General features: G+C 45.0%; 33 protein-coding genes and 1 tRNA gene. 17 read left to right on the top strand and 17 right to left on the bottom strand.

From position 1 onward, the window contains the following. Position 1: 1 nt before the first annotated feature. Both C1A11_RS01355 and C1A11_RS01350 read right to left on the bottom strand, forming a co-directional pair. Entirely contained in the window at positions 2-1,252 is a 1,251-nt protein-coding gene (locus C1A11_RS01355) for a phage terminase large subunit (RefSeq protein WP_102048638.1), read from the bottom strand. Further along, on the bottom strand, positions 1,236-1,622 hold the full coding sequence (locus C1A11_RS01350; RefSeq protein ID WP_102048637.1) for a hypothetical protein: 387 nt from the start codon (positions 1,620-1,622) through the stop codon (positions 1,236-1,238). The genes C1A11_RS01355 and C1A11_RS01350 overlap by 17 nt, the downstream gene beginning before the upstream one ends. Positions 1,623-1,852: 230 nt before the next feature. Here C1A11_RS01350 and C1A11_RS01345 point away from each other — a divergent pair, with 230 nt between their 5' ends. Together C1A11_RS01345 and C1A11_RS01340 are read left to right on the top strand one after the other, a co-directional pair. Next, positions 1,853-2,674, top strand: coding sequence for a DNA adenine methylase (locus C1A11_RS01345; protein WP_102048636.1), 822 nt, complete (start codon positions 1,853-1,855; stop codon positions 2,672-2,674). 3 nt (positions 2,675-2,677) lie between these two features. Then, positions 2,678-4,957, top strand: coding sequence for a DGQHR domain-containing protein (locus tag C1A11_RS01340; protein ID WP_102048635.1), 2,280 nt, complete (start codon positions 2,678-2,680; stop codon positions 4,955-4,957). Positions 4,958-5,069: 112 nt separating this feature from the next. Here C1A11_RS01340 and C1A11_RS01335 read toward each other — a convergent pair whose 3' ends face one another. The 13 genes from C1A11_RS01335 to C1A11_RS01275 form a co-directional block, all read right to left on the bottom strand. Beyond that, a complete protein-coding gene (locus C1A11_RS01335; RefSeq protein ID WP_145995697.1) occupies positions 5,070-5,474 on the bottom strand; it encodes a hypothetical protein in 405 nt (134 codons plus the stop codon). A gap of 46 nt (positions 5,475-5,520) precedes the next feature. Next, positions 5,521-6,279, bottom strand: a complete 759-nt coding sequence (locus tag C1A11_RS01330; RefSeq protein ID WP_102048633.1) for an ATP-binding protein — start codon at positions 6,277-6,279, stop codon at positions 5,521-5,523. Continuing rightward, the gene (locus C1A11_RS01325; protein WP_102048632.1) at positions 6,233-6,955 is read right to left on the bottom strand and encodes a phage replisome organizer N-terminal domain-containing protein; all 723 of its coding nucleotides are present in this window, start codon (positions 6,953-6,955) and stop codon (positions 6,233-6,235) included. The genes C1A11_RS01330 and C1A11_RS01325 overlap by 47 nt, the downstream gene beginning before the upstream one ends. Before the next feature lie 12 nt (positions 6,956-6,967). Next, on the bottom strand, positions 6,968-7,405 hold the full coding sequence (locus C1A11_RS01320) for a single-stranded DNA-binding protein (protein WP_278335958.1): 438 nt from the start codon (positions 7,403-7,405) through the stop codon (positions 6,968-6,970). A gap of 14 nt (positions 7,406-7,419) precedes the next feature. Then, complete coding sequence (locus C1A11_RS01315) at positions 7,420-8,025, bottom strand: putative HNHc nuclease (protein ID WP_278335970.1); 606 nt, start codon at positions 8,023-8,025, stop codon at positions 7,420-7,422. Positions 8,026-8,067: 42 nt separating this feature from the next. Next, on the bottom strand, positions 8,068-8,724 hold the full coding sequence (locus C1A11_RS01310; protein ID WP_102048629.1) for a recombinase family protein: 657 nt from the start codon (positions 8,722-8,724) through the stop codon (positions 8,068-8,070). After that, positions 8,721-9,320, bottom strand: coding sequence for a hypothetical protein (locus tag C1A11_RS01305; RefSeq protein ID WP_102048628.1), 600 nt, complete (start codon positions 9,318-9,320; stop codon positions 8,721-8,723). The genes C1A11_RS01310 and C1A11_RS01305 overlap by 4 nt, the downstream gene beginning before the upstream one ends. Next, a complete protein-coding gene (locus C1A11_RS01300; protein ID WP_102048627.1) occupies positions 9,317-9,541 on the bottom strand; it encodes a hypothetical protein in 225 nt (74 codons plus the stop codon). Before C1A11_RS01300 ends, C1A11_RS01305 begins: the two co-directional genes overlap by 4 nt. Before the next feature lie 225 nt (positions 9,542-9,766). Next, positions 9,767-10,285 carry a 3D domain-containing protein gene (locus C1A11_RS01290; RefSeq protein WP_102048625.1) on the bottom strand — a complete coding sequence of 173 codons (519 nt, stop codon included), beginning with the start codon at positions 10,283-10,285 and terminating at the stop codon, positions 9,767-9,769. A 24-nt stretch (positions 10,286-10,309) separates the two neighbouring features. Further along, the gene (locus C1A11_RS01285; protein WP_102048624.1) at positions 10,310-10,522 is read right to left on the bottom strand and encodes a hypothetical protein; all 213 of its coding nucleotides are present in this window, start codon (positions 10,520-10,522) and stop codon (positions 10,310-10,312) included. 69 nt (positions 10,523-10,591) lie between these two features. Continuing rightward, positions 10,592-11,296: a phage antirepressor KilAC domain-containing protein gene (locus C1A11_RS01280; protein ID WP_102048623.1), complete on the bottom strand. Its 705-nt coding sequence runs from the start codon at positions 11,294-11,296 to the stop codon at positions 10,592-10,594. 78 nt (positions 11,297-11,374) lie between these two features. Continuing rightward, complete coding sequence (locus tag C1A11_RS13730; protein ID WP_180950201.1) at positions 11,375-11,539, bottom strand: hypothetical protein; 165 nt, start codon at positions 11,537-11,539, stop codon at positions 11,375-11,377. 12 nt (positions 11,540-11,551) lie between these two features. Further along, positions 11,552-11,746 (bottom strand): helix-turn-helix domain-containing protein, encoded by a 195-nt coding sequence (locus tag C1A11_RS01275; RefSeq protein WP_102048622.1) that lies wholly within the window; start codon positions 11,744-11,746, stop codon positions 11,552-11,554. 278 nt (positions 11,747-12,024) lie between these two features. Here C1A11_RS01275 and C1A11_RS01270 point away from each other — a divergent pair, with 278 nt between their 5' ends. The 7 genes from C1A11_RS01270 to C1A11_RS01240 all read left to right on the top strand — a co-directional run bounded on the left by C1A11_RS01270 (position 12,025) and on the right by C1A11_RS01240 (position 17,132). Then, positions 12,025-12,306 (top strand): helix-turn-helix domain-containing protein, encoded by a 282-nt coding sequence (locus tag C1A11_RS01270; protein WP_145995696.1) that lies wholly within the window; start codon positions 12,025-12,027, stop codon positions 12,304-12,306. Between the two features lie 2 nt (positions 12,307-12,308). Then, on the top strand, positions 12,309-12,734 hold the full coding sequence (locus tag C1A11_RS01265) for a hypothetical protein (RefSeq protein ID WP_102048620.1): 426 nt from the start codon (positions 12,309-12,311) through the stop codon (positions 12,732-12,734). Positions 12,735-12,784: 50 nt separating this feature from the next. Next, positions 12,785-13,681, top strand: a complete 897-nt coding sequence (locus tag C1A11_RS01260; protein WP_102048619.1) for a CPBP family intramembrane glutamic endopeptidase — start codon at positions 12,785-12,787, stop codon at positions 13,679-13,681. 49 nt (positions 13,682-13,730) lie between these two features. Beyond that, positions 13,731-14,108, top strand: a complete 378-nt coding sequence (locus tag C1A11_RS01255) for a PH domain-containing protein (RefSeq protein ID WP_102048618.1) — start codon at positions 13,731-13,733, stop codon at positions 14,106-14,108. A 152-nt stretch (positions 14,109-14,260) separates the two neighbouring features. Beyond that, positions 14,261-15,160, top strand: a complete 900-nt coding sequence (locus C1A11_RS01250; RefSeq protein WP_102048617.1) for a hypothetical protein — start codon at positions 14,261-14,263, stop codon at positions 15,158-15,160. A gap of 149 nt (positions 15,161-15,309) precedes the next feature. Further along, complete coding sequence (locus C1A11_RS01245) at positions 15,310-15,717, top strand: hypothetical protein (RefSeq protein WP_102048616.1); 408 nt, start codon at positions 15,310-15,312, stop codon at positions 15,715-15,717. 143 nt (positions 15,718-15,860) lie between these two features. Beyond that, entirely contained in the window at positions 15,861-17,132 is a 1,272-nt protein-coding gene (locus C1A11_RS01240; RefSeq protein ID WP_145995695.1) for a tyrosine-type recombinase/integrase, read from the top strand. A gap of 139 nt (positions 17,133-17,271) precedes the next feature. Here the strand turns inward: C1A11_RS01240 and C1A11_RS01235 are convergent. Beyond that, positions 17,272-17,347, bottom strand: a tRNA-Thr gene (locus C1A11_RS01235). A gap of 136 nt (positions 17,348-17,483) precedes the next feature. On the opposite strand from C1A11_RS01235, the gene C1A11_RS01230 reads away from it, so the two are divergent. Continuing rightward, positions 17,484-17,846 (top strand): hypothetical protein, encoded by a 363-nt coding sequence (locus C1A11_RS01230; RefSeq protein ID WP_145995694.1) that lies wholly within the window; start codon positions 17,484-17,486, stop codon positions 17,844-17,846. Positions 17,847-18,150: 304 nt separating this feature from the next. On the opposite strand, the gene C1A11_RS01220 is transcribed toward C1A11_RS01230, so the two are convergent. Next, positions 18,151-19,227 carry a hypothetical protein gene (locus C1A11_RS01220; protein WP_145995693.1) on the bottom strand — a complete coding sequence of 359 codons (1,077 nt, stop codon included), beginning with the start codon at positions 19,225-19,227 and terminating at the stop codon, positions 18,151-18,153. Between the two features lie 153 nt (positions 19,228-19,380). Between C1A11_RS01220 and C1A11_RS01210 the strand changes: the two genes are divergently transcribed. From C1A11_RS01210 to recO, 7 genes are all read left to right on the top strand, one after another. Further along, positions 19,381-19,668, top strand: coding sequence for a YabP/YqfC family sporulation protein (locus C1A11_RS01210; RefSeq protein ID WP_102048610.1), 288 nt, complete (start codon positions 19,381-19,383; stop codon positions 19,666-19,668). A 41-nt stretch (positions 19,669-19,709) separates the two neighbouring features. Next, positions 19,710-20,930: a sporulation protein YqfD gene (locus tag C1A11_RS01205; RefSeq protein WP_180950200.1), complete on the top strand. Its 1,221-nt coding sequence runs from the start codon at positions 19,710-19,712 to the stop codon at positions 20,928-20,930. A 383-nt stretch (positions 20,931-21,313) separates the two neighbouring features. Continuing rightward, entirely contained in the window at positions 21,314-22,291 is a 978-nt protein-coding gene (locus tag C1A11_RS01200; RefSeq protein ID WP_102048608.1) for a PhoH family protein, read from the top strand. Between the two features lie 49 nt (positions 22,292-22,340). Next, the gene (gene ybeY, locus C1A11_RS01195) at positions 22,341-22,844 is read left to right on the top strand and encodes an rRNA maturation RNase YbeY (RefSeq protein WP_102048607.1); all 504 of its coding nucleotides are present in this window, start codon (positions 22,341-22,343) and stop codon (positions 22,842-22,844) included. Between the two features lie 58 nt (positions 22,845-22,902). After that, positions 22,903-23,376 carry a diacylglycerol kinase family protein gene (locus C1A11_RS01190; RefSeq protein ID WP_102048606.1) on the top strand — a complete coding sequence of 158 codons (474 nt, stop codon included), beginning with the start codon at positions 22,903-22,905 and terminating at the stop codon, positions 23,374-23,376. Beyond that, positions 23,363-24,265 (top strand): GTPase Era, encoded by a 903-nt coding sequence (gene era, locus C1A11_RS01185; RefSeq protein WP_102048605.1) that lies wholly within the window; start codon positions 23,363-23,365, stop codon positions 24,263-24,265. The genes C1A11_RS01190 and era overlap by 14 nt, the downstream gene beginning before the upstream one ends. A gap of 13 nt (positions 24,266-24,278) precedes the next feature. Further along, on the top strand, positions 24,279-25,022 hold the full coding sequence (recO, locus tag C1A11_RS01180; protein ID WP_102048604.1) for a DNA repair protein RecO: 744 nt from the start codon (positions 24,279-24,281) through the stop codon (positions 25,020-25,022). The last annotated feature ends 68 nt before the right edge of the window (positions 25,023-25,090 follow it).

Below are 25,090 nucleotides of genomic sequence, written 5' to 3'. Positions count from 1 at the left end.
GTCACACCAGCCTCAAATAATGTTTGTAGTCACGCTCCATGGTGTATTCCAAAGCGTCAAGCGTATCAATATCAGTCGTGCCATCGTCTAAGCGCTCATCTTTGCCTGGGTGCTTGCCAGACCAGAGTGCAGTACCCAGTGCATCGCGCGCGCTACCAGCTTCCGGCAGATACCAAAAACGCCCACCGCCCATCAAAGTGGACGTCAGGCGTATGCGATCTGTAATTTCTATCTTAGCAGCGTTATAAATGCGGCCGGCAAGCCAGGGGAGGGAAGAGTGCTGCGCAGCTACACGCAAACCCCGAATTAAAACTTGTTCGGCGCTATCTGCGAAGACTGCATGAATCTCGCCCCAACGAGCGAACACAGCAAGGCAAAAGTTTAAGAATACGGTATTGAGCTTTTCAGGATCTGTCTGAGCAGCATTGGTCCGCTGGCTTTGCAGTATAATGACACCCGCATACTGCGGCAATATTCCGATTGCCACAAAAGCGTGCTGCGAACCATTGCCGCCGAAGTCTACGCCAATATGAACGTGCCAAGGATGCAACGGCTTGCCAGCAGGCCATAGAAAGCGGTTATCATTAGCGGCAAGGCTATCTGCGAATGCACGATAAATAATGCCTTCAGCGGCCGCCCATTGCCCCAGAATGAAGCGATTATAGTAAACAGTGCCAGCGTATTCCTTTTTCAAGTTCTCCACGAATTCGCGGGGGAGAAAAGGATTGTCATCAATCGTAGAAGTCTGACAAAAGACATCCGCGTCACTGTCCATAAAGACTTTAAGAAAGTGCTGAGGGTTGTCCGGGTTTGCGGTTCCATCAAAAAAGCTGTGTTCACAGCGCAAGCGACTTTTCAGCATCTGAAATACTTCTTCATTCCAGGTGGTCATCTCATCGCCGTAGCCGTATTCGATGGTCATACCCTGTAAGCGAGCGACGTGCTTTTTATTATCGGCACCCAGCACATGCACCTTTTTACCGAAGAGCTGGGCAGTATTGTCGCTGCTGATAGTGCCGACAAGCTGCGGCCCCCAAATTTCGCGCATTGGATCTAATATATTGCGGGAAAGGGTACCTTGTGTATTGCCAAGCAGTACGGCTGCGCCCTGCCCACGTAAGGCCAATAAGCGCTTAGGAATTACCACAGCATAGTCGAGCCAGCTTTTGCCGCTACCGGTTGCGCCGACTTTGATATTCCAACGGTGATTACAGCTTTGCAGATATTCAATTTGTTTATTCGATAACGCCATGAATGCCCTCCAGCATCTTTGCCGCTTTTGCCAGATGTTCGGCTGCCTGATCTTCTCTGGGCGTTTCTTCACCAATCAGTTTTGCAATTACAGTAGCTGCTTTTGCATCACCTCGTGTTGCGGCATCGGTCAGACCGATAATCATGGCCATCTGGTTATCAATATCTTCTACATCGACATACCGGCGGGTGATTTTATTGAAAGCGCGACGATCCGAAACGGGGAGTGATAAGTACAGATCAGCTGCTTCTTTTAAGCTGCGTTTTCTTCGCCGAGCGGCTCCGGAGGCAATGCCGCCAGCAGTTGCAATTTCTTTGCGTTCTTCCGGAGTTCGTTCGGAGTTTGGGATAAGGTTTTTTTCATTCGGCACATCACCACCTCTTTAACAAATATTTAAAGGTAATTTTTTCCATAAAAAATTTGATATTTTATGAAATGTACGATATTATATAAATAAATTGTCGAAAAAAACAATCTAATATATGAGTGTTTAAGTTTTTATTATTAAAAATAGACAAATGAGTGCCCAAAATATTTATTTGACTTACAAAAATATATATTGGGGGTTAAAAACATAATCCAAGTTTTGCGGAGGACTATATGGCGATTCCCTTTTTAAGATGGGCTGGAGGAAAGAGCTGGTTGGTAGCACCATTACAGGACATCATTGGAAACTTACAATATAATAATTATCATGAGCCTTTTTTAGGCGGAGGAGCAATATTCTTTTCTTTAGAACCAAATGCTCAAGGGCATCAAACTTTTCTTTCAGACATGAATAAAGATTTGATTACCACTTATCGTACATTACAAGATACCCCATTGAGAGTTATACATAAGCTTCAAAAATTTGAAAATTCAGAAGAGCAATATTACGAAATTCGCAAATTGAAAAGTCGAGGAGCCATTACACAATCAGCGCGATTTATCTATTTGAATCATACTTCTTATAATGGCTTGTATCGAGTCAATAAGGCTGGACAATATAATGTTCCTTATGGGCATCGAAAGAATTTAACATTTAATGAAGAACGTTTTCTGGATGCCAGCAGAGCTCTTCAAGGAGTCCATATTTCTCAAGGTGATTTTGTGCTCAGTCTTGATAATATTCATAAAAACGATTTGATTTTTTTAGATCCCCCTTATACCGTTTCGCATAATCAAAATGGCTTTATTGAGTACAATCGCGACTTGTTTTCACTAAACGACCAACATCGGCTAAACGAGTATATTAATGAAATTAAAAATCGGGGAGCTTTTTATATTTTAACAAATGCTGCACATGAAACTATTGATGCTATTTTTAGAAAAGAAGACGATCGAAAAGTAATTGTGGAGCGAAATAGCCTTATTGGCGGAAAAAATGCTAGACGGGCTAAAATTCAAGAATTTGTGTTTACTAATATCCCGGAAGGAGTATAAAGTATGGGCAAAACAACTTGGGATCGGATTGCTCAAGGAGACGAATTGAAACTCATTAAACGATCCAGATCCCTTCCTTTCCTTTCAAAAACGGTATATGTCTCTTCGTTGGAGGATGAAAAGGAAGATGGATGGGAATTTCTTTCCAGCATGAAGAATGCTAAGAAGGCTAAAGTGAAAAAAGATAAGCCGCAGGATGAAGTGTTTGAAGACACTGTTTGGCTTTTATTTTATAACTTGGGTTTTACTGTATTAAATAAAGATCAACACTTTGTTATGAGCTATGGTGAGGCAACAGGGCAGACACAACAAATAGATGTTTTTGCTGTAGATGATGAAACTATTATTTTTGTGGAATGTAAAAGTGCTCTTACAGTTAAAGATGGGGTATTTAAAAAAGAGATAGAAGCTTTAGGCGCAAAGATGTCAGGGCTGAGAAACGAAGCTACGAAACAATACCCTGATCGCAAAGTGAAATTTATTTTCGCTACTCATAATTATCGTATAAGCCAAGAAGATAGTAGCCGAATGAGCCAATTAGAAATTGCTCATTTTGATGACACAGAAATTAATTATTATTCCGAGTTGGTTAAGCATTTGGGTTCAAGCGCACGTTATCAGTTGCTTGGAAACTTATTTGCGAATCAAAAGATAAAAGGAATGGATACGCGAATTCCTGCCATCAAAGGGAAAATGGGAGGACACAATTATTATTCATTTTCTATTGAACCAGAAAAACTATTAAAAATAGGATATGTACTCCATAGAAATGAAGCCAACAGCAGTATGATGCCGACCTATCAACGCATCATAAAAAAGAATCGTCTTAATTCTGTACGTAAATTCATAAATGAAGAACATGGCTATTTTGCAAACTCGATAATTATCAGTATCGACTCTAAACGCCCCTTGAAATTTGATCGTTCGGACAAGCAAGTTGAGGGAGCAGTTGCGGATTTAGGCGTTCTCTATTTGCCCCAAAAGTATAAATCTGCTTATATCATTGATGGCCAACATAGACTCTACGGCTATTCTGACTCGCCATATGCTCAATCTAATTCAATTCCAGTGGTAGCATTCGAAAATCTTGCCCAAGATGAGCAGGTGAAGCTATTTATGGAAATTAATGAAAATCAGAAATCTGTTTCTAAAAATCTTAGAAATACTCTTAATGCCGATATGCTTTGGGTTTCTCCAAAGGAAGCTGAGCGACGAGATGCCTTGAGATTAAGAATTGCACAAGAATTAGGAGAAAAAACGTCCTCGCCCCTTTATGGCAAGATTATTATTGGGGAAGAGCCCGGATCTTTAGAAAAATGTATTACCATTGAATGCATTCGCATTGCTATAAATGTTGGTAACTTTCTATCTAAGTTTGATAAGAAGAATTCACTTACGCAAAATGGAATTTTTGATTTAGGAAACAATGATGCTACGTTAGCCCAATTGTATTCATATCTAGAGCTCTGCTTGTTGCACATTAAAAACAATGCCGCAGAAGAATGGGATAAGGGAAGTGCTGATGGGGGTATCCTCACAATTAACAATGGAATTGGTGGATTAATTAGAGTAATAAATGATATTGCTAACTTCTTAGTCGACCGTGGTTCCATTCATCCGTTAAATGATAAGCCGGAAGCTATGGCTGAGGCTACAAAATACTATCTTGATCCTATCTGTAGATTTATTGATAATATAACTGAAGAACAGCGGAGCGATATACGAACTACATATGGTGGAAATGGTCCTATGCATTGTGCCCGCTATTTTCAAAAAGCGATTCATCAAGAGCGACCTGAATTTTTGCCGGATGGTCTAGAAAAATACTGGGAAGACCATGGTAAGGAATTTAATCAAGAAACCGTTACCATGCTGGCTGATATTGAGAAAGCTGTAAAAGCAATAATTCGCGAGAAACTAGAGGATGCTTATCCAAATAAATGGATTAACGAGATCCCAAAAAGCATTTTTACCAAAGCTTCTAAAGATGCCTTAGCACAGCAGTATGAAACGGGGGAGCCTTGCGAATTTTGGGACTTCGTAACAATGCTCAATTGTAGAGATATTGTTCTTTACGGAAAAAATTGGTCGGATCATTTTTCAGAACTTTTTACACTAGGATCTGAAAAGAAAAAAGCTGGAGGTAAAACTTCTAAAACGGAATGGATGAATTTAATTGATAAACTTCAAAAAAAAGCAGGTAAAGCAAATTTCAGCGTAGCTAAAAGCGAATATTTATTATTGAGGGAAATTTGCGACCAGATTATTCCGCAAGATGTATAGTTTTAAAAGCTTTTTAGGACATCAATAAATTCCCAAAACAACAAGTAAAATATAAAAAGCACCGTTTATCGGTGCTTTTTCATTTTAACTATACCATATTGAGAGAGCGGCTTTATACGGCCATTTTCTCGATCCCGCGACGCAAGAGTTTCTGTGTCCACCTAAAGTCGATGTGCTCCTGCTCAGCGATTTCTTCTACTCGTAGGTGGTCTATGTACCTTAACCGTAATAGCCGCGCAAGTCGTTCATCAGCCACCGTTTCAATTGCTTTGCCAATTTCGTCTCTCAGGACACACAAAGCAGATAATTCTCGTTCGCGCTTTGCAATGCATTCTTCAATATGTTCTACAGCAGAAGGAATTCGGTCGCCGGTGCTCCCGCCGGGAGCCAATGCTAAAGACGCCGTAACCTTTTCTGCTAAGCTACGCCATTTTGCAATTTCATCTTCAAGCCGATTAATTTCACAGATGGCGTTTCGATATCTTCGTAAATACTTGATTTTATCTTCGTAAGTCAAGTTCACTGAAAACTCCTTTCAATATAAGCTTGAGAACTAATGATGCTTAGATCCGCAGCCTCACATTCTTTCGATCATCGCGGCCAATTTCTAGTTGGTGGCCATGGGATCTTTGCGCTATGCGTGAGCCAATGCCTTCATCTAGGTCAATTAGCTCATTGATGTATTTTTCGGTCGAGATAATCGTCAGTAAGCTGCGGCTGTTATACCGCGCATTGATAATTTCAAAGGCGATATTGAGATCAGCCTCGGTGATGCCGCCTTTGAACAGGTCGTCTATGTATAAAACAGACGCGGTTTTGAATCGTTCCAACAGCCGGCTACCAGCCTCGTCGTTTGCTTTGGCTTTGATATCTCGTACATCGTCGCGCCATTTCATGTAAACACAGGCTTTATTTTTCAGCAGCTCGTTAAGGATGGCGGTGCAGATATGTGTTTTTCCGCAGCCAACCTGACCGCCGATAAAAAACCATCCCTCCGGCGCTCTGGTGTACTCAATAGCGGCTTTCTTGATGTCCAGCTGCCATTTTTCGCATGCGGTATAAGTTTGAAATGTAAGGCCTTGCAGAGCGTCTGTAAGGCCACTCTTTTTTATGCGGGACGCTGCAGCGCGTCGGTCCATGCATTCGCAACGCTTCATAACCGGTGTGATATGCTTTTCATCTAGCACCCATACGATGCCGCGATTTCGGCAAATGGGGCAGTCGATTCCAGTAAGGTGCCCCGGCTTCTGATTTTCGCGCTCTACGCGGCGACGTTCATAGTCGAGTAGGGCATTGATATGTACTTCTTGGTTTTTCATCATCTTTTTTGCCGTTCCTTTGCTCCCATGTTCTTACAGCAGCTTTCCAATCTTTCATATGGTTTTTGCCAACAAGCCATCCATTTGAGGTGTAGAAGTCAACAAAGCGTTGCGCGTCCACATTATTTCCTCTTTCAGCACAATAAGCTCGTACATCAGAAACAGTGGGAGGGGTAAAACGCTTGCGTTTACCCTCTATATTATTATCTAATCTATTCTTATCTTCTCTTATCTTATCTGTTGCGTTACACTCCGTTACATCAGCGTTACATGTAACGTTACAGTCTGCGAGAAGCTTTTGTTTTTCACGGTGATTAGCTACTCGGGCTCGAGTTTGCTCTCGGATTTTGTCCAGGCGATCCAAACTTTGGTGTTTTTCCCAGTTTGGGATGGTAATAACTCCATCAACTATTTCGACCATGCCGAATCGCTCGAACGTTTCTAAGGCCATACGGACGGTAGATTCTTTTTTGCGGAATATAGTAGCAAGCATTTTGTCTGTGTAAGGGATTTTATCATTGAGAACAAACACCCCGCTGTTGTTCTGTTTGCCTGCTAAGCAAAGTAGTTTAAACCAAACGACGATAATACCGTCGGCATCCGGAAGCGACTCAATAAGAAGCATCTTTTCATCGTCAAAAATATCTGTGACAATTTTTATCCATTTCACATCAGCCATAAAATCACCACCTTAAAAGGGTAAATCTTCGTTGTCGTCTACCACTCTGAAATCATCACTGGCCCCCTGTGAAAAACTAACTGGGGGTTCATATAACACCGTAGGGGAAGGCTGAGCGGGCGCAGATGCCCTGTCGCCGCAAAAGGACACGTTATCTGCCAAGATCTCAAAAGCCTTGCGTTTACGGCCTTCTTTGTCCTCATAGGGCCTAGTCTGGATGCTACCGGACAAAGCGATCATCTTGCCCTTGCTGAAATGTTTGCAAACAAATTCCGCAGTATTTCTCCATGCCACAATTTCAATGAAGTCAGTTTGCCTTTCCTGACCATGTGGGGTATAAGTACGTTCTACCGCGATGGTAAATGTGGTTACCGACACACCGTTAGGGGTGCGCCGAAGCTCTGGGTCCGCTGTAAGGCGGCCCATAAGCACAACAGTATTCAAACTCAAAACGATACATCCTTTCATTTGGCTTTCAGTCCCAGCTTTTCGCAAAGGTATTCATCTAAGGCGATGCCAAAAACATGATATTTCTTGCAAAAGCTGTCTCGGCCGATTGTATGGGCTTCGGTATGGTATTCTCGGGCGAGCGGCAGCACTCGCATGCCTAGATGAACTATCTCATTTCTATCGCGCCCTGCGCCTATCGCATCCACATGATGAATTTCTGCCGGCTTACCGGAAAGACAGCATTTTCGGTTTGCAATGCATGCGTAGATATACTGACTGATATCCGGGCTGCGCATCAAAAGTGATTCAGAAGTTCCAATGTCATTCTCGATGCAAAACTCAATTAAGAATGTCAAGAACTCTCTGGCTTGGCTCATAGTGCAATCAGCTAAGCTGAAATACTCAGCGCCGGTGCGTGCAATAAATTCGTATTTCATTACGGCTTTTATTTCTTCGCCCACAAAACCAGTAAATAAGCCAATATCACGTAACGTAGCGTAAATGTATCTTCGCTGTTGTGGGCTGATTTGCCGGCCGTCGATAAGCCTTGTTTCGCAGTGCATTTGTTGTTTGTTCAGCAAATAGGTATGCTTGAACGGCGTGAACGTCCAAAAGCCCACGCCGTCCTGGCACTTTATAATTTCGCAAGGAAGAGGTCGCAATTACACCACAATCCTTTTCTTAGGTGCAGCATCAGGAGCTGAAGCTATGTCTTCGGCTTCATCAGCGGTAGAGAAGCCCATAAGTACCTCGGGGCAATAAGTACGAGCAAACCAGCTCGCCGCACGGTACATCAGCATTTGCTGCGGAATAGTTTGCCACTTGCTGCCGGATTTCCCAAACCAGCCCTCGGTCTTAGCCAGCTGAATTGAAATTGAAGTGCCAATTAAGTGCTTGCCATCAGATTTGCGAATTGTTTCGCAATGGCAGCTCCAATCGTCGTTGCCGGGTGTGCCTTCAAACACAAAATCTAAATCGTGGGTAAACTTACCGCAGCCATTAACCAGCGCAATACAGCTTTGCCCGCTCCATGCCGGCCGCCCTTGCACTACCACAAGGTTTTGCATGACTAGGGTAGGCGATACGCCCATGCGCCCAGCAAGCTCAATGGCAACAAAGCAGTTGTCCGGGTTGCGTTGGTAGTCTCGCGGAATCATGGTGCTGTTGGCGTATTTATTAGCTAGCTTGGAAATTGTATTGAGCAGGGTAATATTTTCAGCGAGGCTTTTGGCCTGTGCAAGCGTGTCCTGCATGGTAAGAGCGGCTGCTGCCGGATCTTGTAAACCCTGCTCTAAAGGCTCCATCATTTTATCGTTCATTCTATTTTTCCTCGTTTCTGTCGTTTCGACATTGCGGCGTGGATTTTGTAGCACGCCATAAATTCTGTATCGTCAATTGCAGTGGGGTAAAAGCGATATTTTCCATCGGGCCGCAGTTGTAGACAGACAAGCCGTTCAACTCGCTTGCGGCGCGCCTGCAACAGCTTTCGATAGCCGTTTAATTGCGCCTTTACCAAAGGCTTTTTAATTGCGCAGTTGGTTTTAATGTCTACAATAGTGTAGAACCCATCTACCAAGCCCGCGCGGTCAATTGTGCCGGCATACAGCAGTTTCGGATGTGCGAAAGCGCGCTCAATAATGTCCCAGTGAACCTCGTGCTCGCGCAAAAATTTAGCATAGGCTTCAAGATATCCGAAAATTTCTTCGTCGCATTCCACCGTTCCATGCAGATCCAATTCCACAGCTGCTTTATGAACCGCTGTGCCACGCTCTGCGGCATGGTCGAGAATATATTTGTCGATTTCGCCATACACTTCTCGACTCATAAATCGCAATATTTCTGACACGCTGGGGATAACCTGATTTCGGTATTCGTAGATATGGCCCTCGTCGTAGAATTTAAGGCGCTGTGTCATAAGCCGGCCGCCTCATGATATTGCTCCCACCATTTCTGTGCATCGTAGGTTTTCATGCAATGCGAGCAGCCGGTGACGACAGAGGGATCGTCACTATCTGTGTAAATTTCATCTTCATCGCTGTCCAGTACAGCCCAGCACAAAGGGCAAACAGGGTATGTAACAGACTCTTCTTGAGGCTCAAGCTGCGTGGGGTCATAGGGTTGTGCATAATATGACATTTGACATTTACCTCCAATTCGTTATAATTGAGGCAAGACGGCGAGTCTTACCATTGCGCTTGTTCGGGGTTCCAGCCCGGGCAGGCGCTTTCTTTTTTGTAGTGGGTTCTGAAATCCAAAAAACGTATGTACAAATTCCTGAGGCAAATAGCAGAAGCATCCAAAGCACATGGTTAGTAGGTTGTATTGCCATTAAAACGAGCAAGGCAAGAGGCCAAATACTTTTCAATTAGTGTCAGCTCCTTTCAAGATCCATACTTTTTGCATGGTCATTCCAAGTGGCCAACGCAGCGCTTCCTCGTGTGTGCCCGGCACGGCAATGTCAAGGTGCTGCCCTTGCAGTCCGCTGCCAGTATCTTGCACGACTCGCACGCCGATATTTTGAATATAAAGAACGGTGCCAAGGGGGAAGACAGACAGATCTGCTGCTACGGTTAAGCCGGGGGTAAAAGGCGCGCCGCTTGCGGTAATACCGTCCCCGGTGCCGCAAATATGAGGATATCGTTCGCCACAATAACTGGTGACGGTAAATTCGCCAGCATAGGTTGCTCTCATTCCTTCGGGCAATAGGTCAAGATGCTCTAGCTTGTCCACCTTTAATGCAAGCACAGCGTTTTCATTTTCCAGCCTGCGGACTTCGGTTTGAGCGGCAATAGCATCGTGTTCATAATCTCCGGCGATTAGCGCAAAGCCTAAGGCGAGCAGCGCCACAGCAGCCGTGAGGGACAAATGGTTTCGTTTCATCGTAAAGGCTCGCTTTCTGTGAGGTTAAGGTGCCGGGCGGCCATATTTGAAGAAGTAGACAAAGCCCGCGCGGGGGATTTTGACATACCGACCACAGACGATGACCGGAAAGCCTAGTTTAGAAGGGTCTTCTTTGGCTTGGTTTCGGATAGTTTGCGGATCGGATTCCAGCACATCAGCAATCTCATCAGGGATAAGGTAAATCTTTGTGCTGCGTTCAATTTCTGCGAAAGACATGTATAACTCCTTTCTAAAATCCGTTTTATTGGACAATTGCTGTGGTAAAATCCGGACGTAGGCTAAAGATTAAGCCGTTTTCAAGCAAAGCAATCGGAACGTTTCGCGCCCTTTGGGAGTGATTAGTGTCTGCGTGCCAGCCCACTGTGTTTTTTCGTTGATTTGTTCCTTTATTTCGAACAAACCGCTTTCCACGTACTGCGCATACGGCATCAGCTTTCCGCGCTTATCGCGGTAAATGTACTTTTTCTCCAAAAGAAAACAGATAAAAGATTTTTCTTTAATACCGAGTTGCTTTGCGGTTTCCCTGAAATTTGTCAAAAGATTGCGGTCGACCAGCTCGTCAAAATAATCTGCTTTCGGTTGCATGATTTGTGCTTGCACTGCAAGACGGCTGTTTTCTGTGCGCAGGGAAAGAATTTGCTTGTCCGCCAGTTTAAGCGCTCGTGCCATAACCTGCTCCGGCGTGTTCCAGGCATTCTCTAATTGGATGAAATATTGCCGCGCTTGCTTACCTTTTTCGTTGCGCTGCAACATGCAGATTTCTTTTGCCATCGGGACAGTGAGTTGGTGGTCGGTCATGTTTTGACCAGTTGCAGAGGTAAGACATTTTTGGGTCACCTTTACAAAATCGGTGTTTTCGGCGAAGCCGTATTCGCTCATTCTCTCAAACCACTTTTTGTATTCGGTACCAACCTGCAAAAACTGGTGCAGTTCTCTGCCGCTAACGGTAGGCTGTTCAGAATCGTAGTTGATTTTGATAAGTTCGTTCATAGCTATCCTTTCTGTTTGTATCTCTTTTTTGAGAATGATAAAATATGGCCAAAGGAGATGGAAAAATGGAGATTATTCTTAAGATAGATGCGCGACGTGCTCGACAGCTACTTCGCTGACTTGCAAGTGAAGAACAACCTCAGACAATTCCAAAGAACAAATATTTTTGATTTCTATTGCAAAGCAAAGAGGGATTTTTAGATCGTCTAAAAAAACTCCATGTTTATTTACTGTGAGTTTCATAAGTTCTCCTTTCTACATGTTCTTTTCTGCGATTAGCTCTTCCAAGACCGTTTTGAAAAGACGCTCTGCATTTTTCGGCTGACGCTTTCCGTTTAATACAGAGCAGACATATTGCGGCGTGTAGCCAAGTTTTCCGGCAAATTCAATTTGAGTAATACGGTTTGCTTTTAATTTGCCGAAAATATCACCAGTCCATTGTGCAGGCATACAAAAATAAACCTCCTTTGCTTATGATGTTGAATTTGTTAAACATACGTGATATTATTTTATTGGAGTCAAATAAAATCAACGAAAGCTTAACTTGTTCAACTCCTGTGAACACAGTATAGCTTATTTTGTTAAACCTTGCAATAGGAAAAGTTGAACTTTTTTAGCTTCTCCATGTTGCACAAAGTCTGGAGGGCTTTATTGTGTTTTATGAGCTTTTTTGCAGTCTCTGCAAGAAAAAAGGAATTGCACCAACACGGGCAGCGTTAGAGATGGGAATGAGCAAGGCTACACCCACCACCTGGAAAAATAAAGGCACTACACCACAAGCGGCTCAGTTGCAAAAAGTAGCCGATTACTTTGGTGTCACGGTTGACTATTTGCTTACGGGTGAACAAAAAGAAAAGCCCGCCGCAAAAAGCGGCGAGCCAGATATTTTAGATGAAGTAGACATCGCTTTTTATGGCGAGTACAAAGAATTAAACGATGATGAAAAAGACGTTGTGCGGGATATGGTCCGCGTGATGCGTGAGCGCCGCGCAAAGAAACAGGGGAGATAAAGTTGTTTCAGCTTGCTGATTTTTACGATTATGCTGAAGAAAACGATGTAGACGTAATTCCGTATATAGGTATGCCGCATCCCGCTGCCACACTTAGAGCCGGAGACCATTATGCGGTTGCAATCGATTTTTCTAAAATTGACACTACAAGACAGCTGCGATCTATGTGCATGCATGAGCAAGGACATTGCATGACCGGCGCACTTCACAAAGTAGACAGTCCGTTTGAGCTGGTCGAACGAATGGAGCATAGAGCGCACCGCGCTGTGATTGAACGTTATCTTACGCCTGCGGACTTTCAAAAGGCTTTTGATGCTGGCTATACCGAATTGTGGGAGCTGGAAGAGTGGTTTGATTTACCGCAGGAAGATATTTTGAGAGCATACCACTATTGGACAGTGTGCAAAGGAATGCATCTGAATATCTAAAAAAGCAATTGTGTATCCGCCTTAGCCACAGCCAGGGAAGGAGCCAGGAAATGAATGATTCTTTGCAAAAGCAGGAGATGAGCTTTCAACAAACAGTAAATAGGTTTATTGGATATGGGGTTGCTTTTATCCTAGCATATACTTTTTTTGCTCCAGAATTTGCTTTCTTGATTTTGTTGCCAGCTTTGCTATGGTGGATAAGCAAGCCTTTACAAGTTTCGCTAAAATGCTTTTTTTATGATGAAGAAAAGCAGATTTGTTGGTTTGAAAGTTTAACTTTAGTTATCCTTTTTGCGTCAACTTATATCATTTATGCCGAGCTGCTCGCCAGCGCGGGAATCATGAAATTATATTATGGCGCTGAAGCATGGACAAACGTTAGTGTGTTTGCAGCCGTAATTTCGGCTCCCATCATGGAAGAGTTGCTATTTCGAGGAGTAGGCATCGGTGTTTTAAGAAAATACGGTAATGGATTTTCGATCCTTACAACATGGTTGCTTTTCATCCTCATGCACGTAGGTGTCAGGGTAGTGATAGTGCTACCATCAGGCTTGATGCTAGGCATTCTTATGGTGCTAACAAAGAATATCTTCTTTCCTATTTTACTTCATATTATGGTGAATGGATGGGTTCTTGAGTGGTCGAGTTCTAATATTCTTGTTCAACTGCTTTCCAAGGAATCACCAATTACTCCATGGAGTAATCTTCCTGTTACGCTAGCTATAAATGTAGTGTTAATTGCACTGGCACTTATAATTTTATGGAAAAGGCCATTTTTTGTGAAGCTATTGAACGATTGTAATCCCCGAAATGTGATTGCTTCTATTAAGTGCAACAAAGAGCTATACAAAGAATTTTTTGCATTGAAGTCAGTAAGATGGTTTTTAGCTATTACAGTTGCTTTTTCTCTATACAATTTAATAAAAGCGATTTTAGTGCTAATTTGATATGCAACAACCAGCTAACGCTGGAGAAATATTAGGAGGTTTAGCGCAAATGATTGATTTTCAAAATGCAGATTTTTTAAAGCTAAGACCGGTAGGTAATGACTCTTTTGCAGGCATGATCCAACCGATGTTTATTGAAGACGAGCAAATTGTTGGGTCGTTCCAAGGCATGCGCGACGGTGTAGTGTTTACAAACAAGCGTATTTTCGCAATCAATGTTCAAGGCATCACAGGAAAAAAGAAAGATTTCACCTCGCTGCCTTACAGTAAGATTCAGGCTTTTTCCGTAGAAACTGCCGGCATGCTTGACCTGGATAGCGAGCTGGAACTGTGGTTTAGCGGTTTAGGTAAAGTTAAGTTTGAGTTCGTTTCTCGTGCTGATGTGCCGGCGCTCTGCCGCGTTATCAGTGGATTTATCTTAAAATAAAAACGTTGGCTCTTGTGTGTACTCTAAAAATCAACAAAATGGTTGTCGTTGCTTAGGAAAGAATTAGAAAAAAGCCCTGCATTGCTGGGGAGAATGCAGGGCATTGGATCTTAATCATTCCGCTTTGGCGGATAATTTTTAGGAGGATGTTTATGAAAAGATTCGGTGCAGCAATTCTGGCGACATTCATGGCCGCAACATTGGTGGGATGTGGGGGATCGGCGGTATCTTCAGCAGCTCAACCTTCTACGACTCAATCGTCCGCAACAAGTAATATTTCATCTACGGGACAAGGAAGCCAAAAAGAAACAATTACAGAACAGCTTCTTTACGAAGAAAATGGTCTGAAAGTAACAGCAGAAGGTTTGGAATTTGGCGGGATGATGGGACCGGAAGTCACATTGCTGATTGAAAACACCAGTGATGTCAATGTGACTGTTCAAGCCGCAGCAGTAGTGGTTAACGGCTATACTGCGGGCAGTAGCGAAACCGTGTTTTCTTCCGATGTGGCAGCTGGGAAAAAAACGAGAGATAGTATTAAAATTATGAATTCTATGCTGGACGTTTGTGACATCGAAACTATAACAGATGTCTCCTTTAAATTTCATGTTTTTAATACAGATACATGGGACACAATTGCAGATTCTGAACGTGTGACACTTGAAACGTCATCCTATGGAGAATATACTCAGACGTACAACGATGAAGGACAACTCCTCTATGAAGAGAATGGAGTTAAAATAGTATACAAAGGACTTTCTAAAGACTCTTTTATGGGCCCCGAAATCCTTTTGTATATCGAAAACAATTCCGAACAATCCATTACCGTTCAGCAAGCCAATATGTCTGTCAACGGTTTTATGGTTGATGGAATTATGTCGGCCGAAGTAGTTGCGGGTACAAAGGCTATGACGGGCATTACAATAATGGAGACCAAACTTCAGGAAAATAAAATAACGGAATTGGAAAATGTGGAGTTGAGTTTCCACGTCTTTAATACTGATACTTGGAATACGGTTTTTGATACTGCGCCTATAGGAATCCAATTTTAGTATCACAAGCAGTTGTTTCCATTGACGATCACCGGAGATTAAATGCAATGGCTACAAGCAAAATTCCATGCTAAGCAAAACCCACGTGAGAATAAAATTCAATTTGTAATGGCTGCCAGGTCGGTAGTTAAAATATTGGAGGTATTATCATGAAAGTTAAGCAAAAGAAAAGCAAGTGTCTATTGGTCTCTTGGATTTTAGGCGTACTGTATGCACTTTACCTTGTAACGTATTTTGCAGGGGCTGCAAGCTCTCAAACAGACGCGGCGGCAGCGGTGGGTGCTGGCATTGCAACGATGCTAGTAATGCCTCACATGATTGTGGCGGTTCTTGCAGCAATTTTTAATGTACTAGGTTGGGCAATGAACAAACGCGGATTTGCCTTAACAGGGGGCATTTTATATGCAGTGGCTGCAGTTTTGTTTCCTATTTATGCAATGTTTGTTTTGGTGCAAATGATCCTTTCCTTCATTGGTTTCGCAAAACTTAAAAATATCATTGCGGACAACAGCGCCGCATCAAGTGTGGCAAATACAGCGCCTTCTGTAGATGCTTAAAAAATAATAAAAAAATCCCCCTGCCGGCGGCAACCGGCAAGAGGATGAAAGAACAGCTTACCTCGAAAGATACGCAGTCTCGCAACTGTATTGTATCACCTTTGGGGTAGGCTTAGCAAGTCATACCTTGGAGGTGTTTTATTTTGCGCTGTATTAAATGCGACAATTTCATCAACGACAAGTTTCTTTACTGCCCATTCTGTGGTAAAAAGCAAACGCATCAGACGGTATTGATACCGGGCAGAGATTACCCGCTGCCACGCCGAACAAAGGGGACAGGCTCGATTCGATATCTTGGAGATAATCGGTCACGGCCTTATCAAGCGCGCATTGTAAAAAACGGCGTGTCGATGTCCCTTGGTACTTTTGAAACGCTGTCAGCAGCCCAGGCTATTCTAAACCGGTTTGACCCGGCTATGGTGTCTGAGCGGTTTAATGCGACCTTGGGTGACATCTGGCGCTCGTACACCGAAAGCTCGGCTTACCGAAAACTAACCGACAAAGGGCAGGAGGGTATGGACACCGCATGGAGCCGATTACAGGTGCTATCCTCGTGCAAGATGCGGGATTTGAAGCGGAGTGACTATCAGAAAATCATCGATACAGCGATGAAAAAGCCTCGCTATGTTATACGCACCAAAGAACAACTGGCCAAGATGCAACCGGCAGATGTTGAGCGATATAAAAAGCTAATTTCGCAACCGCCGGAGCCTTTGGGTTATGCCGGTAAGCATAAAATACAAATTCTTATCAGCATACTTTGCCAAGAGGCCATGGGCGATGATATTATTGACACCAACTATGGTGAGCTGCTGAGTCTCAAAACGGACGAAGAGAAGGTGCAGCGCCGCAACTTTACTGAAGAAGAAATAGAAAAGCTATTTGTCGCAGCGCACCAGGACGAAGATCCAAAGCTGCGGCTAGGTGCTCGGCTTATCTTAATTTATGTATATACGGGCTTCCGTGCAAATGAGCTGCTCAGGCTGCCGAGAGCTAACGTAGATCTCGAAAACCATCTGATGCGCGGCGGTAGCAAAACTAAGGCCGGCAAAAATCGCCCGATACCAATCCATGAACGAATCTATCCTTTTATAGAAGAAATGATGCGACAGAAAACAAAGCAGACGCTGCTGGTCTTGGAGGATAACCGAACAATCACTTATGACCACTTTGTGGACGTGCTGTTTTACCCGGCACTGGATAAGCTTGGCATTAACTATTTGGACGAGGCAGGGAATAGGACGCTAACTCCGCATCGAACCAGGCATACATTTACCCAATTATCAGTCGAAAACGGCGTGAAACCGGATGCGTTAAAGAAGATTATGGGGCATACAAAAATCTCAACTACCATCGACAAATACGATGAAGTTGAGAATACAAAATACCTGGTTGGAGAGCTTGGAAAAATCTAATTTTTTGTGCCATTATTGTGCCACTTTCAGTAAGGATATGCCGCCATTTTGCACCATTTTGGCAATTTTAAGCCCGAAATATAAACAACAGAAAAGCCCTTATATTTGGCTTAAATAAGCGAAATATAAGGGCTTTTCTTGGAGCTACTGACCTGATTCGAACAGGCGACCTGCTCATTACGAGTGAGCTGCTCTACCAGCTGAGCCACAGTAGCATTGGTCGGTTTGCATAGTGCATTTATTATTATATCTAAAATATCGCTTAAGTCAAGGGTTATCTTACAAAAAACGCTTTACGTTCAAATTGTTTTAGTGTATGATAAAGGAAAAATTAGATGGAGGATGAAAAACATGATGGGAGAAAGCGTAGCGATTATTGCCATTTTGCTTTGCATTATTGTGGTTTTTGTGCGCAGCGGTCATGCGGATTATGCGATTAGCATTATCCCAATCCTCATAGTGCCCGCAACACATATTGCGGGGCTGCCGCTGGCGCAATTACTACAAAAGACAGTTTTGGTTTCTCAGCTTTATGTGGCACGCTGTTTTATCGACATTATCGGACTAGCAATTGCCTGTTTGCTGATTGTGATTTTCTCGGTGAAAATCAAGAGCGCAAAAAATAAAAAAGTGTATATTTCACTTTGCAGCCTTTACTGCATGGCACTTACTTGTGTTTATGTCTACAATTTGCTTCCGGCTGTGGCAAACTAAATCAAAATAAAATGCGAGGGCCTATTCTGGCACCTCGCATTTTTTATACAAAAAATTAAAGCTCAAAATCTTCTGCGCTGAAAGTAGGCAGCTTAGGGCGGCGTTTTGGCACCCGACGCAAAGGTGAATACAAAAAACGTCGACAAGAGTAATGCGGCGAAACAGGTCCGCGCTTTTTACAAAGAATCATAATATGATCCGCGGCACGGCGACCATGCTCGCAGTATTCGCATGCTGGCGGTATATCATTGCTGAACAATCGGTTTCGCATTCAAATTCCTCTTTTCGCTAAAGTCCTTCCTTATTATAAGGGATTTGCATTGCGGCGTAAAGAGGTGATTGCCTGGCAGGTGACGGCCAGGAAGGCGAAGAGGCAAAGCGCGGACTCCCACGGCAGGCTGCTGGCCAAAACAAGTCGCTCGCCTGCAGCAAGACCTGTGAGTGCCACGGCATCCCCGGGAAGAAGCTTTAGCAGAAGCCGTGCAACCCCATACGCCAGCGCGATGTGCAGGGGGCGGGTGAATAAAAAGGTGCGTAGAGAAACACTATCCGGCAATATCGCGCGCATCTGTGCCCAACCGCAAAGCCCAAGAAGACTCATCGAAATAGTGCAAAAGAAAAGCTGCCCTGCTGGCTCGGCAGCGGCACTGCGGCAACCGGCAGAAATCTCTAGCAACAGATCGAGCAATAACGCTGCCTTATAAGGCGCATTTTCAGGTGCAAGTACAGCAGCAAAAAGTGCAAAAATCACAACGAAACCGCAAATCGTGAGCATTTTGGCGACGGCGCCATTGACCGATGCGACAAACGCATTTCCAATAGAGGTATGCAAAGCAGTTTGCGTGTTGGTATCTCGCAGTTTAGGAGAGTCGCTACGAAAAGACACCAGCCAGCCGCAGAAAAAACAAGCGGCCCAGTTGCCCAGAAAAAGTGCCCAGCCAACAAAACTGTTCCCTAGCATACCGTAACCGACCGCAGAAATAGCGAAGGCGGGGCTGATACCTGCACAGCAGCAAAGCAGACGCCGAGCTTCGTCCGGCGTAATTGCGTTGGTTTTCACAAGGGAAGAAATGCTGCTGCAGCCGGAAGCAAAGCCCCCCAGCATTCCCATGGAAATAGCGCTGCCTCCGGCGGGAGAAACCCGCAACAATCGACATAGCGGACGAAAAGGAAGCGCGGCCAGCGGTGCACACCCGGTTTGGCAAATGAACTCTGAAATTACCAAAAACGGAAAAAGCGCAGGAATCATGCTTTTCGCGCAGCGCTCAAGCCCAGCGGCTATTCCGGCTGCGGCACTGCCGGGACGCATTAAAAAAAGTGCACAGCAGAGCGCCGCTATACCAATGGACCAAAGCCGACCAACTGAATTTTTACATATCATAAGAATCACCACAAAGTGATATATATGTGCTGGAGAGCGAAAATCGAACCTGCCGCCAGCGAAGTCTTGTGAGGGGCTGGCAAAGAGGTGATGGCATGCTGTCCGATGCCCCCTCAAGGGCATTGCCACAAAGAGTAGGGGGAGGCTTATCTAGTGGAAAAAAGAAAAAAACCAAAAGAGAGTTTAATCAAGGCGATTACAAGCGGAATGAAGCTGCCGCCGCCGGAGCTATATATGGGAGCCTCATTACACATCAGCAGTATGGGGGCCGTGCAGGTGGAAGGCTGCAAGGGTGTTTCGCTTTACAACGAAAACTTTGTAGAGCTGGACCTTGGCAGCTGCCATGCGCGTATTTCCGGTGATGGGCTTGTGCTGGTTACCTTAAGTAAACACACCATCTCGGTGGAGGGAAGATTGTTTTCGATCGAGTTTTCCTATTAAAAAGCAAGGGTCGAAGATTTTGCATAACAGGAGGAGCTTTTTTGGCTAAGACGTCGGTGTGGAGCTGGTTGCTCGGGGTAGTACGCTTTTCCGTAGAAGGCGGGGCAACCGAACGTTTTTTAAATGAATGTATGGCGGCGGGGCTTTCGGTCAGCCGCATCAAAGCAAATACGCTGGGCTTCACGGCATGGATACCCGCGAGGCAATATCACTGCGTCCATAAGTTTGCCTACAAATGCCGCTGTCGTGTACATGTGGATCGCAAAATAGGGCTGCGTTTTCGCTTTCACCGGTACCGTAACAGGTTGGGTATTGCCTGTGGCCTTATCTTTTTTATGTTGATATGCTGGTGGATGCAGGGATATATCTGGACCGTGAACTATTACAATCTTCCGGCCCAAACTGCTGCGCGACTGGAGGAGAAATTATTTGATGTCGGCATTGCGCCTGGTGTGCGTCCAGATAGTGATTCTCTAAATTTAATACGCCAGAAACTTTTGCTTGAAAATCCAGAATTTTCGAGCCTGTCGTTTCACTTTATTAAAGGAAGGCTGATGGTGGAAGCGATTATGCGGGACGCGAAACCCGATATTGTTGACAACCACACTCCTATGGATATCGTTGCCTCTCGCGAAGGTGTGCTGGAGGTAGTGGAAGTCTACAGCGGTTATGCGGTGCGTTCGGTAGGGCAGTCTGTCATGCCGGGCGATGTGATTGTTTCGCACACTTACACAGATCAGCTTAGCGGTGCCACGGTTACCGGGTATGCGCGTGCACGCATTGTTGCCCGCACATTAACCACCTACCGCTGCGAGCAACCCTACATTTTTGAAGCAAAGTATCCCACAGGAGAAGAGGAAAGTTATTTAACTTTACACATGGGAGAAAAAACTGTGCCACTTTATCGTGAGCAAGAACTTCCAGCCAACTACCAAACCAGTCGCCGTGTTGCGGCTGCTGCACCTATGGGCTGGTCTTTTCCTGCTGCACTCGAGTGGCAGGATGTGACAGGGGTGACCACCAAACAAATTCAGCTCACCCCAGAGCAAGCAGAGGCAAGAGCAAAATATCTCTGCCAAGCCCAAATAGCTGCGACTCTCGCAAACGGCGATATTATTAAAGCAGATGAGAAAGTGGAGCACTCTGATACAGGCGTCGTTTATTCCATTACGGTGGAAGCACGGGAGGAAATTGGTAAAACTGTGGTGCCAGACCCAAGCGTATCGGTGCCGACTCCGACACCTACGCCAGAAACCTGGTAAAGATGTATTGATTTGATGAAATTGCGAGAAATTCCATAGGCTAGATTTCCAAAATGTGCTATACTATACTTGCCAAACTGTAAAACGTGTAAAAATTACCCTATTTTTGTTTAGATTTTCGAAACAGGGGTGCAGATTCCAAAAGTATGTGATATAATTAACGACACCCTTCGAATTCTAACGAAAAATGAAAGAACCACAAAAATGACCCAAGCGGCCGTTTTAATACAGGCATTCTTTCATATTTGGGGTTAGCTGCAACAGAAACGGCAAGAATAATAAAAGGTTGCGCAGATTTTGCGAAAACTTCGCGCTGCGCAACCTAAAGTCGGTATTGCTGCCGGCAGATAAATTGCAATCCTCGAAAGGAATGGTCACTGTTTATGGCTGAAAAGCTGATCGAATTGGAATCCATCGATGCAGCACTGGCGCTGTTTGGCACCTTTGATGAAAATGTAAGGATATTGGAAAAGGAGTTCGAGATTGCGGCTGTCAGCCGTGGTACCGAGCTGAAACTTTCCGGTACACCGCAGCGGGTGGACCAGGCTGCACGTGCAGTAGAGGCGATGCTTCGTTTGATTCGCAATGGGACACCGATTGAGGAGCAGACCTTGCGCTATTGCATTTCGCTGGCTTCTTCCGGGGATGAAACCCGGGTGGAAGAGCTCACCGGCGATTTTATCGCGCTGACAACGAAGGGCCGTCCGGTGCGCCCGAAAACACTGGGGCAAAAAGCGTATATTGATGCTATCCGAAAAAACAGCATCACCTTCGGCATTGGCCCTGCCGGTACCGGCAAAACCTATCTTGCCGTGGCAATGGCTGTGCGCAGCTTTAAGGCGCATGAAGTGTCGCGCATTATTTTAACAAGACCTGCCGTCGAGGCGGGGGAGAAGCTGGGCTTTTTGCCGGGCGATTTGCAAAACAAAGTAGATCCATATCTACGCCCGCTGTATGACGGGCTTTTTGAGCTGCTCGGGGCCGAAACGTTTCAAAAGCTGATGGAAAAGGGCATTATTGAAGTGGCGCCACTTGCTTATATGCGGGGGCGCACCCTAGATGATTCCTTTATTATTTTGGACGAAGCGCAAAACACCACGCCGGAGCAAATGAAGATGTTTTTGACCCGTATGGGTATGGGCAGCAAAGTGGTGGTTACCGGCGATGTGACCCAAATTGACCTGCCCGATAAAACCCGCAGCGGTTTGCTGGATGCAACCCGCATTTTGCAGGATATCGAAGGCATTGCAATGGTGCGCTTTTCAGACAAGGACGTTGTGCGTCATCGCCTAGTGCAGGAAATTGTGCGCGCTTATGAAAAAGCGCAGGACAACCGTACAAAACCTGCCGCAAAGAAGTAAAACGCAGGCTTTTTAGCCGTAAAATAAAAATTACACAGGGGGAACTACTATGTACAATAAAGTTTATATCACCAACAAGCAAAATACCGTCAAGATCCCCACCGGAATCCGTATTTTGATTCGCCGTAGCTGCAACGCAGTGCTCGAGCAGGAGGGATTCCACGATCCTGCTGAAATCAGCGTGACCTTTGTAGATAACAAAGAAATTGCCGAGTTGAATGGCCAATATCGGGACAAGCCGGTAGAAACTGACGTACTCAGCTTCCCGTTGGGTTCTGACGGCGAGTATGACACCAACAATGAGACCGGCGCAAAAATGCTGGGCGACATTGTGATTTCGATGGAAAAAGCACAGGAGCAGGCGAATATCTATGGGCATACGCTTCAGCGCGAGGTTGCTTTCCTTACCGTTCACTCCATGTTGCACCTGCTCGGCTACGACCATGTAAATGGAGGACTGGAAGAGGTACATATGCGAGAGAAAGAAGAGCAGGTTTTGACCAAACTGGGTCTGACCCGCACCATCGCATATACACCTGATGCAGAGATCTAATTGCCCGCCCGCGCTGGCATAGCCTTGATAACGGCGAAAAAACTTTGAGGAGGAAGTCATGTATCCGCACAGTTTTTTGAAAAGCTTTCAGTATGCGTGGAATGGCTTTACCGTTGCGGTCAAAGAAGAACGCAACCTGCGCTTTCACTTGGTGGCAGGCTTTTTTGTGCTATGGTTTTCCCGCTTCTATCACTTTTCCCGCGGGATTTATGCGATCCTCGCCCTTGCCATTGGTGGGGTGATTGCACTTGAACTGGTCAATTCTTCCATCGAGCGCGCGGTGGCACGCCCTGGGCCAGAACGTTTTTTCATCACCGGTGTTGTTAAAGATATGGCAGCGGCCGCAGTATTGCTTTACAGCATTGGCGCCGCAGTTGCCGGAATCATTCTGTTTTGGCAGCCAGACGTTTTGTACACGATTTTAAATTACTACATTTCATCTCCGCTGCGCATTGTGCTGCTTTTCACACTGGTAATTGCAGGGTGCAGCTTTATTTTTAGAAAAGAGGAACCGCCTTTTGAAGACCGCTGAAACCAAATCTGTATTCGCCGCCATTGTCGGACGGCCCAATGTGGGTAAATCGAGCCTGCTGAATGCCTTAATTGGCGAAAAGCTGGCTATCGTAACATCCAAGCCGCAGACAACACGTACCCGCGTTACTGGCATTTTAACCGAAGGTACCTGCCAGTATGTGTTTTTGGATACGCCGGGCATTCATGCGCCCAAAACCAAATTGGGGCAGCGTATGGTAAAAACGGTAAGCGAAACAGTGGGGGATGGCGACGCTACCTTGATGCTGTTTGAGCCTTACGGCGAGCTGAATGAGGCGGAGCAAACTTTAATTGGTGAGCTGCGCGCCAGCAAAATGCCGGTGTTTGCAGCTGTGAACAAGCTGGATTGTCTGAAAAAGCCGGAAGACTTTGAAGAGCGCAAAGCGATGATTGAATCTTTAGGCGTTTTTGATAAGGTGGTCGGCATTTGTGCCGCCAAAAAAGAGGGCGTAGAAGACTTGCTTGCCCTTCTGGAGCAATGCGCGGCACCAGGGCCCCACTTTTTCCCCGAAGACGCTTATACCGACCTACCTGAAAAAGCAATTGTTGCCGAGTTGGTGCGTGAAAAGCTGCTGCTGAACCTGCGGGACGAGCTACCCCACGGCACTGCTGTACTGGTAGAACGGTTTAAAGAGCGCGAAGACAAGGATTTGATTGACATTGATGTGACCATTTTCTGCGAAAAGAAAAGTCACAAAGGTATGGTCATCGGCAAAGGCGGTGCGATGCTGAAGAAAATTGCTACTGCCGCTCGACAAGACTGTGAAGATTTTCTCGGCGCACGGGTTAATCTGCAATGCTGGGTTAAAGTCAAAGACGATTGGCGCGACAACGATTTTTATCTGAACAATTTTGGATTTGGTAAATAGGGAGGCGTGATGAATGCAGCTCAAAACCAAAGGGCTTGTGCTGCGCGAGGTCAAAACCGGAGAGGCGGACCGCATCTTAACGATTCTCACTCCGGAACATGGTATCCTCTCGGCCTCTGCCAAAAGCTCTTTGCGGCTCAAAAACAAACTGTTTGCCGCAACAGGGCTTTTTTGCTATTCAGAGTTTGTACTGTTCCCCGGCAAAAACATGTATATTGTAGACGAAGCAACACCAATAGAAGTTTTCTTTGAGCTTCGGCAAAGTGTAGAGGGCATGGCGCTCGCCATGTATTTTGCAGAGCTTGCGGCTACCGTTGCCCAAGAAGGCGAAGAAGCAGAGTCGCTTTTACGGTTGCTGCTTAACAGTTTTTTTCTGATTGGCACGCAAAAAAAGCCATTGCATCAGATTAAAGCGGTATTTGAGCTTCGCACACTTTTTGATGCAGGTTTCATGCCAGATATTGTGGGCTGCTGTGAGTGCGGCAGTGCAGAAACCGAAACGTTTCGGTTTGACCTTTCGGAAGGTGCACTTTTTTGCCAAAACTGTGCCGAAAAAATAGGTGCAGCGCCGAACATTTCTCGCAGCCAGCTTGCGGCAATGCAGCATATGCTTTACAGCGAACCTGAAAAAGCATACAGCTTTACGCTTTTGCCAGAAGCAATGGCGGGGCTTTCGCGCCTGGCCACCCACTATGTGTGCAGCCAGCTCGATCATCGTTTTAAAACTCTGGATTTTTTGGAAACAGTGCTTGATTAAGGGACTTACATGACGATATAATGTGGCACTGTTTTTGCATATGAAATACAAAAAAGCAAGGTACAGAA

The sequence above is a fragment of the Pygmaiobacter massiliensis genome, assembly GCF_900199435.1.
Lineage (GTDB): Bacteria > Bacillota > Clostridia > Oscillospirales > Ruminococcaceae > Pygmaiobacter > Pygmaiobacter massiliensis.
Note: the sequence above shows the minus strand (reverse complement) of the source record. Positions and strands in the feature narration are given on the sequence as shown.

What these genes read in the sequence shown, in the direction of transcription:
- C1A11_RS01250 (WP_102048617.1), top strand. Translation starts at nt 14,261, where the DNA reads ATGAAAAGATTCGGTGCAGCAATTCTGGCGACATTCATGGCCGCAACA.
- C1A11_RS01305 (WP_102048628.1), bottom strand. Translation starts at nt 9,320, where the DNA reads ATGACACAGCGCCTTAAATTCTACGACGAGGGCCATATCTACGAATAC.
- C1A11_RS01290 (WP_102048625.1), bottom strand. Translation starts at nt 10,285, where the DNA reads ATGAAACGAAACCATTTGTCCCTCACGGCTGCTGTGGCGCTGCTCGCC.
- recO (WP_102048604.1), top strand. Translation starts at nt 24,279, where the DNA reads ATGCAGCTCAAAACCAAAGGGCTTGTGCTGCGCGAGGTCAAAACCGGA.
- C1A11_RS01255 (WP_102048618.1), top strand. Translation starts at nt 13,731, where the DNA reads ATGATTGATTTTCAAAATGCAGATTTTTTAAAGCTAAGACCGGTAGGT.
- C1A11_RS01275 (WP_102048622.1), bottom strand. Translation starts at nt 11,746, where the DNA reads ATGCCTGCACAATGGACTGGTGATATTTTCGGCAAATTAAAAGCAAAC.
- C1A11_RS01230 (WP_145995694.1), top strand. Translation starts at nt 17,484, where the DNA reads ATGATGGGAGAAAGCGTAGCGATTATTGCCATTTTGCTTTGCATTATT.
- C1A11_RS01245 (WP_102048616.1), top strand. Translation starts at nt 15,310, where the DNA reads ATGAAAGTTAAGCAAAAGAAAAGCAAGTGTCTATTGGTCTCTTGGATT.
- C1A11_RS01270 (WP_145995696.1), top strand. Translation starts at nt 12,025, where the DNA reads ATGAGCAAGGCTACACCCACCACCTGGAAAAATAAAGGCACTACACCA.
- C1A11_RS01190 (WP_102048606.1), top strand. Translation starts at nt 22,903, where the DNA reads ATGTATCCGCACAGTTTTTTGAAAAGCTTTCAGTATGCGTGGAATGGC.
- C1A11_RS01340 (WP_102048635.1), top strand. Translation starts at nt 2,678, where the DNA reads ATGGGCAAAACAACTTGGGATCGGATTGCTCAAGGAGACGAATTGAAA.
- C1A11_RS01330 (WP_102048633.1), bottom strand. Translation starts at nt 6,279, where the DNA reads ATGATGAAAAACCAAGAAGTACATATCAATGCCCTACTCGACTATGAA.
- C1A11_RS01325 (WP_102048632.1), bottom strand. Translation starts at nt 6,955, where the DNA reads ATGGCTGATGTGAAATGGATAAAAATTGTCACAGATATTTTTGACGAT.
- C1A11_RS01220 (WP_145995693.1), bottom strand. Translation starts at nt 19,227, where the DNA reads ATGATATGTAAAAATTCAGTTGGTCGGCTTTGGTCCATTGGTATAGCG.
- C1A11_RS01280 (WP_102048623.1), bottom strand. Translation starts at nt 11,296, where the DNA reads ATGAACGAACTTATCAAAATCAACTACGATTCTGAACAGCCTACCGTT.
- C1A11_RS01260 (WP_102048619.1), top strand. Translation starts at nt 12,785, where the DNA reads ATGAATGATTCTTTGCAAAAGCAGGAGATGAGCTTTCAACAAACAGTA.
- C1A11_RS01310 (WP_102048629.1), bottom strand. Translation starts at nt 8,724, where the DNA reads ATGAACGATAAAATGATGGAGCCTTTAGAGCAGGGTTTACAAGATCCG.
- C1A11_RS01200 (WP_102048608.1), top strand. Translation starts at nt 21,314, where the DNA reads ATGGCTGAAAAGCTGATCGAATTGGAATCCATCGATGCAGCACTGGCG.
- C1A11_RS01285 (WP_102048624.1), bottom strand. Translation starts at nt 10,522, where the DNA reads ATGTCTTTCGCAGAAATTGAACGCAGCACAAAGATTTACCTTATCCCT.
- C1A11_RS01355 (WP_102048638.1), bottom strand. Translation starts at nt 1,252, where the DNA reads ATGGCGTTATCGAATAAACAAATTGAATATCTGCAAAGCTGTAATCAC.
- C1A11_RS01300 (WP_102048627.1), bottom strand. Translation starts at nt 9,541, where the DNA reads ATGTCATATTATGCACAACCCTATGACCCCACGCAGCTTGAGCCTCAA.
- C1A11_RS13730 (WP_180950201.1), bottom strand. Translation starts at nt 11,539, where the DNA reads ATGAAACTCACAGTAAATAAACATGGAGTTTTTTTAGACGATCTAAAA.
- ybeY (WP_102048607.1), top strand. Translation starts at nt 22,341, where the DNA reads ATGTACAATAAAGTTTATATCACCAACAAGCAAAATACCGTCAAGATC.
- C1A11_RS01345 (WP_102048636.1), top strand. Translation starts at nt 1,853, where the DNA reads ATGGCGATTCCCTTTTTAAGATGGGCTGGAGGAAAGAGCTGGTTGGTA.